Origin of the sequence: Streptomyces sp. SudanB52_2052, from assembly GCF_964272415.1 — a bacterium.
Taxonomy (GTDB): domain Bacteria; phylum Actinomycetota; class Actinomycetes; order Streptomycetales; family Streptomycetaceae; genus Streptomyces; species Streptomyces olindensis.
On sequence record NZ_OZ186796.1, the window covers coordinates 5,517,501 to 5,531,813 of the forward strand.

Genomic DNA, 14,313 nt, shown 5'->3' on the forward strand with positions numbered 1-14,313 from the left:
ATCGACTAAGGCCCCTAAGCGTACGCTAAGTGGGAAAGGATGTGGAGTCGCAGAGACAACCAGGAGGTTGGCTTAGAAGCAGCCACCCTTGAAAGAGTGCGTAATAGCTCACTGGTCTAGTGATTCCGCGCCGACAATGTAGCGGGGCTCAAGCGTACCGCCGAAGTCGTGTCATTGCGATATATACCCCCAACGGGGATCGTGATGGGTAGGGGAGCGTCGTCTGCCGGGTGAAGCAGCCGCGTAAGCGAGTTGTGGACGGTTGACGAGTGAGAATGCAGGCATGAGTAGCGATTCACACGTGAGAAACGTGTGCGCCGATTGACTAAGGGTTCCTGGGTCAAGCTGATCTGCCCAGGGTAAGTCGGGACCTAAGGCGAGGCCGACAGGCGTAGTCGATGGATAACCGGTTGATATTCCGGTACCCGCTGTGAAGCGTCAAACATCGAGCATCGTGATGCTAAGGCCGTGAAGCCGCCGGTGATCCCTTCGGGGTGAGTCGGAGTGGTGGAGCCGCTGAACCAAGCGGTTAGTAGGTGAGTGATGGGGTGACGCAGGAAGGTAGTCCATCCCGGGCGGTGGTTGTCCCGGGGTAAGGGTGTAGGCCGGACGGTAGGTAAATCCGCCGTTCATTAAGGCTGAGACCTGATGCCGAGCCGATTGTGGTGAAGTGGATGATCCTATGCTGTCGAGAAAAGCCTCTAGCGAGTTTCATGGCGGCCCGTACCCTAAACCGACTCAGGTGGTCAGGTAGAGAATACCGAGGCGTTCGGGTGAACTATGGTTAAGGAACTCGGCAAAATGCCCCCGTAACTTCGGGAGAAGGGGGGCCACATCCGGTGACGGCACTTGCTGCCAGAGCTGGGGGTGGCCGCAGAGACCAGCGAGAAGCGACTGTTTACTAAAAACACAGGTCCGTGCGAAGCCGTAAGGCGATGTATACGGACTGACGCCTGCCCGGTGCTGGAACGTTAAGGGGACCGGTTAGCTCTGATTCGTCAGGGCGAAGCTGAGAACTTAAGCGCCAGTAAACGGCGGTGGTAACTATAACCATCCTAAGGTAGCGAAATTCCTTGTCGGGTAAGTTCCGACCTGCACGAATGGCGTAACGACTTCTCGACTGTCTCAACCATAGGCCCGGTGAAATTGCACTACGAGTAAAGATGCTCGTTTCGCGCAGCAGGACGGAAAGACCCCGGGACCTTTACTACAGTTTGATATTGGTGTTCGGTTCGGCTTGTGTAGGATAGCTGGGAGACTGTGAAGCGCTAACGCCAGTTAGTGTGGAGTCGTCGTTGAAATACCAGTCTGGTCGTGCTGGATGTCTAACCTGGGTCCGTGATCCGGATCAGGGACAGTGTCTGATGGGTAGTTTAACTGGGGCGGTTGCCTCCTAAAGGGTAACGGAGGCGCCCAAAGGTTCCCTCAGCCTGGTTGGCAATCAGGTGTTGAGTGTAAGTGCACAAGGGAGCTTGACTGTGAGACCGACGGGTCGAGCAGGGACGAAAGTCGGGACTAGTGATCCGGCGGTGGCTTGTGGAAGCGCCGTCGCTCAACGGATAAAAGGTACCCCGGGGATAACAGGCTGATCTTCCCCAAGAGTCCATATCGACGGGATGGTTTGGCACCTCGATGTCGGCTCGTCGCATCCTGGGGCTGGAGTCGGTCCCAAGGGTTGGGCTGTTCGCCCATTAAAGCGGTACGCGAGCTGGGTTTAGAACGTCGTGAGACAGTTCGGTCCCTATCCGCTGTGCGCGTAGGAGTCTTGAGAAGGGCTGTCCCTAGTACGAGAGGACCGGGACGGACGAACCTCTGGTGTGCCAGTTGTTCTGCCAAGGGCATGGCTGGTTGGCTACGTTCGGGAGGGATAACCGCTGAAAGCATCTAAGCGGGAAGCCTGCTTCGAGATGAGGACTCCCACCCACTTGATGGGGTAAGGCTCCCAGTAGACGACTGGGTTGATAGGCCGGATATGGAAGCACGGTAACGTGTGGAGTTGACCGGTACTAATAGGCCGAGGGCTTGTCCTCAGTTGCTCGCGTCCACTGTGTTGGTTCTGAAACCACGAACAGCCCCGTCATTGTTGGCGGTGTGGCGTTCACAGTTTCATAGTGTTTCGGTGGTTATAGCGTAGGGGAAACGCCCGGTTACATTCCGAACCCGGAAGCTAAGCCTTACAGCGCCGATGGTACTGCAGGGGGGACCCTGTGGGAGAGTAGGACGCCGCCGAACAATTATTGAGAAAACCCCCGCATCGTTTGATGCGGGGGTTTTCTGCGTTCGGGCCCCTATCCCGGTCCTTTCTCCGGGGCCCTTCGTTCGTTATAGGCGTCCTGCTGCCTTCAGTGCCAAATACGCGTCCGCCAGTGCCGGTGCGAGGTCGTCCGGTGTGGCGTCCACGACCGTGACGCCATGGCGGCGGAGTTGTTCTGCGATGCGGTGGCGCTCTGATTGGGCCTGGGCGGCTGCGGCGGCCTCATAGACGGCGTCGACGTTTCCGCGGGCTTTCGCCATTTCGGTGATGTGCGGGTCCGCTACCGATGCCAGCAGGACCGTGTGCCGCTGAGTGAGCTGGGCGAGGACCGGGAGCAGGCCCTCTTCGATGGGGGCCGCGTCCAGCGTGGTCAGCAGGACGATCAGGGAGCGTCGGGGGGACGTACGCAGTGCCGTGGCCGTGAGGCCCCGGGCGTCCGTCTCGACGAGCTCGGGTTCGAGCGTGGCCATCGCGTTCACCAGGGACGGCAGGACATCGCCTGCCGTGCGGCCCTGGACAAGGGCGCGGACCTTGCGGTCGTAGGCGAGGAGGTCGACGCGGTCGCCGGCGCGGGACGCGAGGGCCGCCAGGAGCAGAGCCGCGTCCATGGAGGCGTCGAGGCGGGGGGCGTCGCCCACGCGGCCCGCCGAGGTGCGGCCGGTGTCGAGGACCAGGAGGATGTGGCGGTCGCGCTCAGGACGCCATGTACGTACCGCGACGGCGGACTGGCGGGCCGTGGCGCGCCAGTCGATGGAGCGGGTGTCATCGCCGGGGACGTACTCGCGCAGGCTGTCGAACTCGGTGCCCTCGCCGCGGGTGAGCACGCTGGTGCGGCCGTCCAGTTCACGCAGGCGCGCCAGCTTGGAGGGCAGATGCTTGCGGCTGGTGAACGGGGGCAGGACCCGTACCGTCCACGGGGCCCTGTGCGTGCCCTGGCGAGAGAAGAGGCCCAGAGGGCCGTAGGAGCGGATGGTGATCCGGTCGGCCTGGCGGTCGCCTCGGCGGGTGGGGCGCAGGCGGGTCGTCACGCGGCGGCGTTCGCCCGGCGGGACCGTGAGGCGGTGGCGGGAAGCCGTCGTTTCCGTGCCGGACTGCCAGCTGCTGGGCGGCCAGGCATCGCGGAGCCGGGCGCGGAGGGGACGGCGGGACGGGTTGATGATAGTGAGGGTCACGTCCGCCGTGTCCCCGAGGCGTACGGAGGTGTCGCCGGAGCGGGTCAGGCCCAGGCGTCGTACGGGGGCGGCCAGGGCGAAGTCGCAGGCGCAGGCCACGACCAGGGGTGCGTTGACCGCCAGGATGCCCGTCCAGCTGGGCTCCCAGATGCCTACGGGGAGGGAGCCCAAGGCCGCGAGGAGGGCGGCGCGTCCGGTGAGTGCCATCAGCGGGGAACGGGGACGTGGGCGAGGATCGCGTTGATGACGGAGTCGGCCGTCACGCCTTCCATTTCGGCCTCCGGGCGGAGCTGGACGCGGTGGCGGAGCGTGGGGAGGGCGAGGGCCTTCACGTCGTCGGGGATGACGTAGTCGCGGCCGGTCAGCCAGGCCCAGGCCCGGGCGGTGGCCAGGAGGGCCGTGGCGCCCCGGGGGGAGACACCCAGGGTCAGGGACGGCGATTCGCGGGTGGCGCGGCAGATGTCGACGACGTAGGCGGTGATCTCCGGGGAGATCGTCGTCTTGGCGACCGCGGCGCGGGCGGCTTCCAGATCGGCCGGGCTCGCCACGGGGCGTACGCCGGCGGCGTGGAGGTCGCGTGGGTTGAAGCCCTCGGCGTGGCGGGTGAGGACGTCGATCTCGTCCTGGCGGGAGGGGAGGGGGATGGTGAGTTTGAGGAGGAAGCGGTCCAGCTGGGCTTCCGGGAGGGGGTAGGTGCCCTCGTACTCGACCGGGTTCTGCGTCGCGGCGACCAGGAACGGGTCGGGGAGGGGGCGGGGGGTGCCGTCGACGGTGACCTGGCGTTCCTCCATGGCCTCCAGGAGGGACGACTGGGTCTTGGGAGGCGTGCGGTTGATCTCGTCCGCGAGGAGGAGGTTGGTGAAGACCGGGCCGGGCTGGAAGGAGAACTCGGCGGTGCGGGTGTCGTAGACCAGGGAGCCGGTGACGTCGCTCGGCATGAGGTCGGGGGTGAACTGGACGCGCTTGGTGTCGAGTTCGAGGGCGGAGGCGAGGGCACGGACCAGGAGGGTCTTGGCGACGCCGGGGACGCCTTCGAGGAGGACGTGGCCGCGGCAGAGCAGGGCGACGACGAGGCCGGTGACGGCGGGGTCCTGGCCGACCACGGCCTTGGCGATCTCGGCGCGCAGGGCCTCCAGGGAGGCGCGGGCGGCGCCCGGGTCCCCGGTCTGCCCGGCGTTGTCAGTGGTCGGGTCCATCATGGACGGCGTACCTCTCTTTCGAGGGCGTCGAGTCGGTCGGCGAGTGCGATGAGTGCTGCGTCGTCGCTGGGCGGTGGTCCGAAGAGGAGGGCGTGCAGGTCCTGGCCGTCGCCGTGGATGTGGGCGGACAGGGCGGGGATCAGGGCCTCGGGCGTGTGCGCCTGGGTGACGGGGACGCCGGTGAGGGGGGCGAGGCGGGTGCGGGTCGTGGAGCGAAGAGCGTTTGCCGCGCGGTCGCGGGCGTCGGCCTTGCGGTAGAGGCGGGCGCGGCCTTCGGCGGTTTCCGAGGCGCGGATCGCGACGGGGAGTTTTTCGGGCACGAGGGGGCCGAGTCGGCGTGCCCTCCAGAGGGCGGCCAGGGCTGCGGCGAAGAAGAGCTGCAGGGTGCCCCAGAGCCAGCCCGAGGGGAGCAGGTCGAAGAAGCCGCGTTCGTCGTCGGCGCCGGTGGCCGACGCGTCGGAGAGCGAGGGGAGGTACCAGACCAGATGGGGGCGGGAGCCGAGGAGTTGGAGGGCGAGCGAGGCGTTGCCCTGCTCGTCGAGGCGGTCGTTGAGGAGGATGTCGGGCGCGCCGAGGACGACGGTGTCGCCGTCCCCGCGGTCGGCCGGGATGCGCAGCAGGGTGGACAGGCGCTCGCTGGGGTAGCACTCGTCGGCGTCGAGGTGCGTGGTGGTGTAGCGGACGCCGCCCGTGTCGGCGGTGCCGGCGCGCCGGGCGGCGGGCAGGTCGCAGTCGGGGGAGAGCGTCGAGTCGAGGCTGGTGGCGGGGTCGGCGGTGACGCCGGGGGCGAGTCGTTCGACGGACGCGCTGCCGGAGGCGACCAGGACGGTACGGCCTCCCGCGTCGGTGAAGGCGTCGTGCAGGCGGGACTGCTGACTGCGGGTCAGCAGGTCGGGGACGGCGACCAGGAGGGTCGTGTCGGGGCCGGCCGCGGTGGCGGCCTCGTCCAGGGTGGTGACCACGCGGGTGTCCACGCCCCGGTCCGCGAGGAGCTCGGCGACGGCGCGGCTGCCGTTGGGGTCGACGGAACGCGGGTCGAGTTCCCCGTGCCGGGCGTCGGAGCGGATCACGGCGATGGCGATGGCGCCCGCGAGGAGCACCACGAGAGCGAGCGCGATACCGCGCGCACGGGTCCAGACCTGGCGTGCGGTGGGCGAGGCCGAGGTGGACGGGAGCGTGGCCTCGGTGGTCATTCGGCGGCTCCCTGGCGGGTGTTGGGGGCCGTGTTGGCGCTGCTGGCGGCGAGCTGGGGCTTGGTGCGTTCCAGGTCGCGGTCGAGTTCGGCGATGCGGTGGTACGACTGCTCGGTCGCGGACCGGCCGCCGTATGTGACGTCGTCGAAGTCGCGGGCGGCGGTGCGCAGTCGGTCGGTGTGGGCGGGCAGGGCGCGGCCGGCTTCGGCGGCGGCCTCGTCGGCGGTGCGGCCGGGGCGGGCGTCGAGCAGGGCGCGTTCCTCCAAGGCGCGGACGAGGGCGCGCATGCGTTCCTGGACGGCCTGGTTCCAGTGGCCCTGGGCGGCGTGTGCCTCGGCGGCGGCGCGGTGGTCGGCGGCGCTGCGGGGGCGGTCGTCGAACAGGGCGGCGGACGAGGTGGGTTGGCGGCGCGGGGTGCCCAGGCGCCACCACAGGGCGCCCAGGACCGCGAGGACGGCCAGGATGATGACGACCAGGCCGAGTGTGCCGCCGGGTGTGGCGGTCGAGGCGGCGTTGAAGAGTTTGTCGAGCCAGTCCCAGAAGGCGTCGAGGGCGCGTTGGAACAGGCTGGGGTCGTCCTCGTGGTACATCCGCTTGGACAGCTCGCGCCGGGCCGCCTCCCGTGCGGGGTCGCGCGGGATGGTGAGCGGCGGCTCGTCGGCGGAGCGGGCCGGCGACAGCACGGAGGTGTCGCCGGCGCGCAGCAGCGTTCGTATGGCGGCGCCGGGCAGCGCCGTTGTGAGCAGTTCCCCCGCCGGGCTCACCGCATCAGCTCCCCGGTGTGGCGCCGGGGGCGGTGGGGCCGTAGCCCTGGACACCGGCGGCGCGGGCCAGTTCGAGGTCGAGGGCCTCGCGGCGGATGCGCTGGTCGATGTAGAGGAGCACGGTGACGCCCGCCGTGATCGGGAACGTGATCATGGAGCCGATCACCGAGCCGATGCCGCTGACGATGAGGAACGTCCAGCCCAGGCTGGCCACACCGGTGTTGAGCCAGCCGGTGATGCCGTCGCCGCTGAGGGCCGCGGCGAGGAAGGTGAAGGGGATGACGATGATCGAGGCGACGACGTTCGCGATGATCGTGGCGAGCAGCTGGATGCCGAAGATCCGCCACCAGGTGCCCCGGACCAGCTTCGCGGAGCGGCTCATCGCCTTCTTGATGCCCTGCTTCTCCAGCATCAGGGCGGGCGAGGCCAGGGAGAAGCGGATCATCAGCCACAGGGCGACGATGCCGGCGCCGATGACGCCCAGGACGGTCAGGGCGACGCCCGGCCCGGTGCTCCCGGCGGCGGCGATGAGGATGCCGGGCAGGGTGCCCACGGTGACGATGCCGGCGGTGATGAGCAGCAGCAGGCAGATGAGGCCGAACAGTTTGAGGACCTGAGGGCGGGCGTCCCGCCAGGCCTCGCCGATGGTGACCGACTTGCCGAGCACGGCGCGGCTGGTGACGGTGGTGAGCAGGGCGGTCGCGATGACGGTGCCGACCAGGGAGATCACGAAGATCACGCTGGAGTTGAGCAGCGCGTCGCCCATGGCGCGGCTCAGCTCGCTGAGGGTGGCGCTCGGGTCGTCGAGGGCCTCGGTGCTGGAGTCGTCCAGGACGAGGCCCTGGAACAGCACGACGATGACCTCGGTGAGGACGGCGACGGTCAGGGAGATGCCCAGGACCGTGCGCCAGTGGGTGCGCATGGTGGAGACGGCGCCGTCGAGGATCTCGCCGACGCCGAGCGGGCGGAGGGGGATGACGCCGGGCTTGGCGGCCGGCGGGGGGCCGCCCCAGCCGCTTCCCCAGCCGCCGTAGCCACCGGGGTGTCCGTGGTTGCCGGGGCCGCCGGGGCCGTAGCCGCCAGGGCCACCGGGGCCGTACCCGCCGGGCGGCTGGGTGTCCCAGCCCGGGCCGGGCGGCGGGGGCGGGGGAGCCTGGCCGGGGCCGGCCGGGCCGCTCGGGGCGGACCACTGGGCCGGTGGCGGCTGCTCCTTGGACCACTGCGGGCCGGGGCCCTGCGGGGTCTGGCCCGGCTGGCCCGGCTGGTCGGCGGGCTGTGCGGGACCGGGGCGGTCTTCGGGCTCGGCAGGGCCGGACGCGTCAGGCTTCTGCCCGTCGGACGGGGCGGATCCGGGCGAGGCCCAGCCCGGAGTGTCGTTCATCGTCGCTCCTTCACGGTGCCCGTCCGCGGTCGCGGCGGCAGGTTGGCAGCCATCGTGCCATGGGGTGGTCTTGGTGTGACCGGCCGCGGTATGGGCTGCGTACCTTCAATTGTCCGCTCGAAAGGGGGCAGACTGACCGCATGGCTGATCAGTACGCGTACAGCGGCGATGACAAGCGGCCGACCGAGATCCCGGCGATCCGCTGGGAAGAGCCACCGGAAGGGCCCGTTCTGGTTCTGCTGGACCAGACGAGGCTGCCCGCGGAGGAGGTCGAACTGGTCTGTACGGACGCGCCCGCGCTGGTGGAGGCGATCCGCTCGCTCGCCGTGCGCGGGGCGCCCCTGCTCGGCATCGCGGGGGCGTACGGCGTCGCGCTCGCCGCCGTGCGGGGCTTCGACGTGGACGAGGCCGCGGCCGCGCTGGCGAGTGCCCGGCCGACCGCGGTGAACCTGGCTGTCGGGGTGCGCCGGGCGCAGGCGGCCCACGAGGCCGCGCTCGCCAAGGGAGGCGACGTCCGGCAGGCGGCCGCGGCGGCGCTGGCCGCGGCGCGGCAGCTGCACCGGGAGGACGCCGAGGCCAGTGGGCGGATGGCCGAGCACGGGCTGGCGCTGCTGGACGAGCTGCTGCCCGGTGGTGGGCACCGGATCCTCACCCACTGCAACACCGGTTCGCTGGTGTCGGGCGGTGAGGGCACGGCGTTCGCGGTGGCGCTCGCCGCGCACCGGGTGGGCCGGCTGCGGCGGCTGTGGGTGGACGAGACGCGTCCGCTGCTGCAGGGCGCGCGTCTGACGGCGTACGAGGCGGCCCGCAGCGGGATGGCGTACACGCTGCTCACCGACAACGCGGCGGGGTCGCTGTTCGCCGCGGGTGAGGTGGACGCGGTGCTGATCGGGGCGGACCGCATCACGGCGGACGGTTCGGTGGCGAACAAGGTCGGGAGTTATCCGCTGGCGGTGCTGGCGCGGTACCACCATGTGCCGTTCATCGTGGTGGCGCCGGTGACGACCGTGGACCTGGACACGGCGGACGGGGCGTCCATCGAGGTGGAGCAGCGTCCTGGGCACGAGGTGACGGAGGTGGTGGCGCCGCAGGTGCCGGTGGCCGGTGCGGAGGCGGGCGGTGGGATTCCGGTGGCGCCGCTGGGGACGCAGGCGTACAACCCGGCGTTCGACGTGACGCCGCCGGAGCTGGTGACGGCGATCGTCACCGAGGAGGGTGCCGTTTCGCCCGTCACGGCCGAGGCGCTCGCCGAGGTGTGTGGCCGGTCGCGCCGGGTGGCGTCGGGCTGAGTCGAGCGGCTGCCGGAGCGTGTGCCCGGGGGGTGCGGGCTCCGGCGTGCCTGCCCGTCATGCCGTGGCCGCGGAGGTCGTCGAAGATCGGCGGCGGCGGGAAGGAGGGCAGACAGTGGCGCTCCCTGCGACTATGGTCACTGGCCGGTGACCTACCTCACCACTGCCTTCGCCACTGTTATGAGAATGGGATGATGTCGTTTATGAAGGGACGAGTCCTTGTCGTCGACGACGACACCGCACTGGCCGAGATGCTCGGCATCGTGCTGCGTGGTGAGGGTTTCGAGCCGTCTTTCGTGGCCGACGGCGACAAGGCGCTGGCCGCCTTCCGCGAGTCCAAGCCCGATCTGGTGCTGCTTGACCTGATGCTGCCCGGCCGGGACGGGATCGAGGTGTGCCGTCTGATCAGGGCGGAGTCCGGGGTGCCGATCGTGATGCTCACGGCGAAGAGCGACACGGTCGACGTCGTCGTGGGCCTGGAGTCGGGCGCGGACGACTACATCGTGAAGCCGTTCAAGCCGAAGGAGCTGGTGGCCCGGATCCGGGCGCGCCTGCGGAGGTCGGAGGAGCCCGCTCCGGAGCAGCTCGCCATCGGTGACCTGGTCATCGACGTGGCCGGGCACTCCGTGAAGCGGGACGGGCAGTCGATCGCGCTGACGCCGCTGGAGTTCGATCTGCTGGTCGCGCTGGCGCGCAAGCCGTGGCAGGTGTTCACGCGCGAGGTGCTGCTGGAGCAGGTGTGGGGTTACCGGCACGCGGCGGACACGCGTCTGGTGAACGTGCACGTGCAGCGGCTGCGCTCCAAGGTCGAGAAGGACCCGGAGAAGCCGGAGATCGTGGTGACGGTCCGTGGTGTCGGGTACAAGGCAGGGCCGAGCTGACATGTCCGGCGACAGTGCCGCTTCGGCGCCCGGCCGGTCCGGGGCCCGCCCGGGGCGGCCTGTCGGGCGGAAGAAGCCCGGCTCCCGCTGGGCGCGGTTCCTGGAGAGCGGGCTGCTGCAGGGCGGCGTCCAGGGCAGTCCGGTCATCCGGCTGTTCATGCGGTGGGTGCGTCGGCCGTTGCTGCCCGTCATGCGGCTGTGGCGGCGCAACATCCAGCTCAAGGTCGTCGTCACCACGCTGCTGATGTCGCTGGGCGTGGTCCTGCTGCTGGGCTTCGTGGTGATCGGGCAGGTACGCAACGGCCTGCTGGACGCCAAGGTGAAGGCGTCCCAGAGCCAGGCCACGGGCGGGTTCGCGGTGGCCAAGCAGCGGGCCGAAGAGGCGCCGAGCGGCTCCGGCGACGATGTGACCACGGTGGACGGCCGTCCCGCGCAGAACGTCATCCAGTGGATGAGCGACCTGGTCTCCTCGCTGTCCAGCGGCGGTCAGGGTGCCTTCGACGTGGTCACGCTTCCGGCCTCCGACGCGGACGGCACGGGCGGACGCGGGCCGCGTGCCTCCGGTGAGGTCGACTGGAGCAAGAGCGTGCCCGCCGACCTGCGCGAGCGGATCGGCAGCAGTACGACGGCCGCGCAGAGCTACACGCGGATCACCTACAACAACGCGACCAAGGACTCCCAGCCGGGCCTGGTCATCGGCAAGCAGGTCAACGATCCGAACGGCGACCCGTACCAGCTGTACTACCTCTTCCCGCTGACGCAGGAGGAGAAGTCGCTGAGCCTGGTCAAGGGCACGCTGGCGACGGCCGGGTTGTTCGTGGTGGTGCTGCTGGGGGCCATCGCCTGGCTGGTCGTGCGGCAGGTCGTCACGCCGGTGCGGATGGCGGCGGGGATCGCGGAGCGGCTGTCGGCCGGGCGGCTCCAGGAGCGGATGAAGGTCACCGGCGAGGACGACATCGCGCGGCTCGGCGAGGCCTTCAACAAGATGGCGCAGAACCTCCAGCTGAAGATCAGCCAGCTGGAGGACCTGTCGCGGATGCAGCGCCGGTTCGTCTCGGACGTGTCGCACGAGCTGCGCACGCCGCTGACGACGGTGCGGATGGCCGCGGACGTCATCCATGAGGCGCGGGAGGACTTCGACCCGGTGACCGCGCGGTCGGCGGAACTGCTCGCGGACCAGCTGGACCGGTTCGAGTCGCTGCTCGCGGACCTGCTGGAGATCAGCCGTTTCGACGCGGGCGCCGCGGCGCTGGAGGCGGAGCCGATAGACCTCAGGGACGTCGTACGGAGGGTGGTCAGCGGGGCCGAGCCGCTCGCGGAGCGCAAGGGCACGCGGATCCGCGTCCTCGGCGACCAGCAGCCCGTCGTCGCCGAGGCCGACGCCCGGCGCGTGGAGCGCGTGCTGCGCAACCTGGTCGTCAACGCCGTCGAGCACGGCGAGGGCAACGACGTGGTCGTCAAGCTCGCCGCGGCCGGCGGCGCGGTCGCGGTCGCGGTGCGGGACTACGGGGTCGGACTCAAGCCGGGTGAGGCGACCCGGGTGTTCAGCCGCTTCTGGCGGGCCGACCCGGCACGCGCGCGTACCACGGGCGGTACGGGGCTGGGGCTGTCCATCGCCCTGGAGGACGCGCGGCTGCACGGCGGCTGGCTGCAGGCGTGGGGCGAGCCGGGCGGCGGCTCGCAGTTCCGGCTGACGCTGCCCAGGACCGCCGACGAGCCGCTGCGGGGCTCCCCGATACCGCTGGAGCCCAAGGACTCACGGCGGAACCGGGGGTTCGACGACGCGGGACTGCCGTGCGGCGGCGGGGACGGCGAGAAGCGGGCGACCGTGCCGGCGCAGCCCGCGAACGGGCCGGTGCCCCCGCGGGCGAAGCAGGACCCCATACCGCCGCGGGCGGCTGCCGCCGCGGCCGATCCGACGGCCCTGCCGGGCAACGGCGCGCGCGTGGTGCCACGGCCCGCCTCGGGGACGCGACGGCAGGACGACGCGGGGGCGGCGGAGCCGTCGACGCGTGACAGGGATGTGAGTGGTCCGGCGGGGGCCACCGGCGACGGCGTGGCGGGCGACCCGGCCGGCGCCGAACGGGGACCTGTCGTGAACGGGCCCCGGGAAGCGCACCGGGACGAGGAAACCGCAGCCCCGGGCGGGGAGACCGAGCCGGGGGACGCGAAGAGGCAAGGGGAGGCATCACGTGGGCGCTGACCGCGAGGGGCGCGGCAGGCGTACGCCCGCGCGTGTGATGGCGTACGCCGCCGGCGGCGTCCTGCTGCTGGCGGGGTGTGCCTCGATGCCGGACGGCGGGGACCTGCGCAGTGTGGAGTCCACCCCGCGCCAGGAGAGCCAGGTGCGGGTGTTCGCCGTCCCGCCCGGCGAGGACGCGCCCCCCTCGGAGATCGTGCAGGGCTTCCTGGAGGCGCTCACCAGCGACGATCCGGACTACAAGACGGCACGCCAGTACCTGACGGGCGAGGCCGCGAAGACCTGGCGGCCGGAGCTGTCCGCGACGGTGCTGAAGGATGGGCCGGGCGCCAAGCCCGAGGGGACGGGTGGCCGGGAGGACACCGGCGACATCACGTACCGGCTGACCGGTACCAAGGTCGCCACCGTGGACGCGCAGCAGGCGTACGCGCCCGCCACCGGGGAGTACGGCAGGACCGTGCACCTGACGCAGGACGACAAGACCGGGCAGTGGCGGATCGACGTGCTGCCGCAGGGCGTCGTCATGGGCGAGTCGGACTTCCAGCGCAACTACATGTCCGTCGACAAGTACTACCTCGCTTCGAACACCGTTGCGGCCGGGGAGGACTCGCAGCCCACGGCGGTCGCCGACCCCGTCTACGTGCGGCGGCGCGTGGATCCCATGACGCAGACGGTGCGGTCCCTGCTCAACGGACCCACGCGCTGGCTCGGGCCCGTGGTCCGGTCCAGCTTCCCCACCGGTACGGCGCTGGCCAAGGACGCCGGCACGCTGACGCCCGACGACCGGAACAAGCTGACGGTCCCCCTCAACGACAAGGCCGCGGGCATCGGAACCAACCGGTGCCATGAGATGGCGGCCCAGATGCTGTTCACGCTGCGGGACCTCAGCCCCGCGGTGGACGAGGTGGAGCTGCGGGCCGACGGTACGGAGCTGTGCGCGCTCACGCAGGGGGCGGCCGAGGCGGCGGCCTTCCGCAGCTCGGCACGGCCACCCGACTACCTGTACTTCGTCGACGGCAAGGACCGGCTCGTACGCATCCCCGCGGGCAACAGCGGCACCAAGCCGGACCCCGCGCCGGGGGCGCTCGGCGAGGGCGACACGGCGCTGCGCTCGGTCGCGGTCTCGCGCGACGAGCACACCGCGGCCGGCGTCAGCCTCGACGGCAAGTCGCTCTACGTGGGGTCGCTGGTCTCGGGCGGTTCGCTGGGCGAGCCGGTGCTGCGCAGCCACGGCCGGACCGAGTCGGACCGGCTGACCACCCCCAGCTGGGACGCGGACGACGGCCTGTGGGTGGCCGACCGGGACCCGGAGGATCCCCGGCTGCTGCTGTTCGAGGACGGCAAGGGCGAGCCCCTGGAGGTGCGCACGCCGCACCTGGACGGGCGGATCCAGGCCGTGCGGGTGGCCGCCGACGGGGTGCGGATCGCGCTCGTCGTGGAGAAGGGCGGCAAGAAGACGCTGCTCATCGGGTTGATCGAGCGGGACGAGAAGCCGGGCGAGAAGCCGGCCGTCAGGGTGGTCGAACTGCGCTCCGCGACTCCGGAGCTGGAGAAGGTCACGGCCATGTCGTGGGCCGGGGACAGCCGCCTCGTGGTGGTCGGACGCGAGCACGGGGGCGTGGAGCAGATGCGGTACGTCCAGGTCGACGGCTCCACCCCGGACGTGCCGGCACCCGCGGCCCTGACCGGCGTCAAGGAGGTCACGGCCGCCGAGGACGACCAGCTGCCGCTGGTGGCGTACTCGGTGGACGGGATCGTCCGGCTGCCGTCGGGTGCGCAGTGGCAGAAGGTGACGGAGGGGACGGCGCCGGTCTATCCGGGGTGAGGCGTGGGCACCGCGGGCACCCGGGGGCCCCGGATTGGCCCCCGGCAGGACGGCCATCACTCGTGTGAGGGACGGGCGGATCGGCGAGCCGTGACTTGTCCACAGGCGCTCGTCGGTGGTTTTCCACAGGGGTGGCCGGGGCGGGCCCGGGTCGG

At 70.6% G+C, this 14,313-nt stretch carries 9 protein-coding genes and 2 rRNA genes (1 of these 11 cut by a window edge); 6 read left to right on the forward strand and 5 right to left on the reverse strand.

Annotation, left to right across the window (positions count from 1 at the left end):
- Both ACSUPV_RS24695 and rrf read left to right on the forward strand, forming a co-directional pair.
- Window positions 1–2,030 (forward strand): 23S ribosomal RNA (locus tag ACSUPV_RS24695) (it extends 1,094 nt beyond the left edge of the window).
- A gap of 85 nt (window positions 2,031–2,115) precedes the next feature.
- A 5S ribosomal RNA gene (gene rrf, locus ACSUPV_RS24700) occupies window positions 2,116–2,232 on the forward strand.
- 90 nt (window positions 2,233–2,322) lie between these two features.
- Here rrf and ACSUPV_RS24705 read toward each other — a convergent pair.
- Genes ACSUPV_RS24705 through ACSUPV_RS24725 form a run of 5 tightly spaced genes read right to left on the reverse strand, consistent with a single transcriptional unit; the run spans window position 2,323 to window position 7,963 of the window.
- Window positions 2,323–3,633, reverse strand: coding sequence for a DUF58 domain-containing protein (locus tag ACSUPV_RS24705; protein WP_436948569.1), 1,311 nt, complete (start codon window positions 3,631–3,633; stop codon window positions 2,323–2,325).
- Window positions 3,633–4,622 carry an AAA family ATPase gene (locus tag ACSUPV_RS24710; protein ID WP_359791889.1) on the reverse strand — a complete coding sequence of 330 codons (990 nt, stop codon included), beginning with the start codon at window positions 4,620–4,622 and terminating at the stop codon, window positions 3,633–3,635. The genes ACSUPV_RS24705 and ACSUPV_RS24710 overlap by 1 nt, the downstream gene beginning before the upstream one ends.
- Entirely contained in the window at window positions 4,622–5,818 is a 1,197-nt protein-coding gene (locus ACSUPV_RS24715) for a DUF4350 domain-containing protein (RefSeq protein ID WP_436948570.1), read from the reverse strand. The genes ACSUPV_RS24710 and ACSUPV_RS24715 overlap by 1 nt, the downstream gene beginning before the upstream one ends.
- A complete protein-coding gene (locus ACSUPV_RS24720) occupies window positions 5,815–6,582 on the reverse strand; it encodes a DUF4129 domain-containing protein (RefSeq protein ID WP_031113025.1) in 768 nt (255 codons plus the stop codon). The genes ACSUPV_RS24715 and ACSUPV_RS24720 overlap by 4 nt, the downstream gene beginning before the upstream one ends.
- A 4-nt stretch (window positions 6,583–6,586) precedes the next feature.
- Window positions 6,587–7,963, reverse strand: coding sequence for a glycerophosphoryl diester phosphodiesterase membrane domain-containing protein (locus ACSUPV_RS24725; RefSeq protein ID WP_436948571.1), 1,377 nt, complete (start codon window positions 7,961–7,963; stop codon window positions 6,587–6,589).
- 140 nt (window positions 7,964–8,103) lie between these two features.
- Between ACSUPV_RS24725 and mtnA the strand changes: the two genes are divergently transcribed.
- The 4 genes from mtnA (at window position 8,104) to ACSUPV_RS24745 (ending at window position 14,158) form a co-directional block, all read left to right on the forward strand.
- On the forward strand, window positions 8,104–9,252 hold the full coding sequence (gene mtnA, locus ACSUPV_RS24730) for an S-methyl-5-thioribose-1-phosphate isomerase (protein ID WP_037766872.1): 1,149 nt from the start codon (window positions 8,104–8,106) through the stop codon (window positions 9,250–9,252).
- Between the two features lie 191 nt (window positions 9,253–9,443).
- A complete protein-coding gene (gene mtrA, locus ACSUPV_RS24735; RefSeq protein ID WP_003990656.1) occupies window positions 9,444–10,133 on the forward strand; it encodes a two-component system response regulator MtrA in 690 nt (229 codons plus the stop codon).
- Window position 10,134: 1 nt separating this feature from the next.
- Window positions 10,135–12,336: an MtrAB system histidine kinase MtrB gene (gene mtrB, locus ACSUPV_RS24740; RefSeq protein ID WP_436948572.1), complete on the forward strand. Its 2,202-nt coding sequence runs from the start codon at window positions 10,135–10,137 to the stop codon at window positions 12,334–12,336.
- Window positions 12,326–14,158, forward strand: a complete 1,833-nt coding sequence (locus ACSUPV_RS24745; protein ID WP_031113033.1) for an LpqB family beta-propeller domain-containing protein — start codon at window positions 12,326–12,328, stop codon at window positions 14,156–14,158. Before mtrB ends, ACSUPV_RS24745 begins: the two co-directional genes overlap by 11 nt.
- The last annotated feature ends 155 nt before the right edge of the window (window positions 14,159–14,313 follow it).

Bases quoted from the DNA above. Each gene is read 5' to 3' on its own strand.
- ACSUPV_RS24705 (WP_436948569.1), bottom strand. From the start codon at position 3,633: ATGGCACTCACCGGACGCGCCGCCCTCCTCGCGGCCTTGGGCTCCCTC.
- ACSUPV_RS24710 (WP_359791889.1), bottom strand. From the start codon at position 4,622: ATGGACCCGACCACTGACAACGCCGGGCAGACCGGGGACCCGGGCGCC.
- ACSUPV_RS24715 (WP_436948570.1), bottom strand. From the start codon at position 5,818: ATGACCACCGAGGCCACGCTCCCGTCCACCTCGGCCTCGCCCACCGCA.
- ACSUPV_RS24725 (WP_436948571.1), bottom strand. From the start codon at position 7,963: ATGAACGACACTCCGGGCTGGGCCTCGCCCGGATCCGCCCCGTCCGAC.
- mtnA (WP_037766872.1), top strand. From the start codon at position 8,104: ATGGCTGATCAGTACGCGTACAGCGGCGATGACAAGCGGCCGACCGAG.
- mtrA (WP_003990656.1), top strand. From the start codon at position 9,444: ATGATGTCGTTTATGAAGGGACGAGTCCTTGTCGTCGACGACGACACC.
- mtrB (WP_436948572.1), top strand. From the start codon at position 10,135: ATGTCCGGCGACAGTGCCGCTTCGGCGCCCGGCCGGTCCGGGGCCCGC.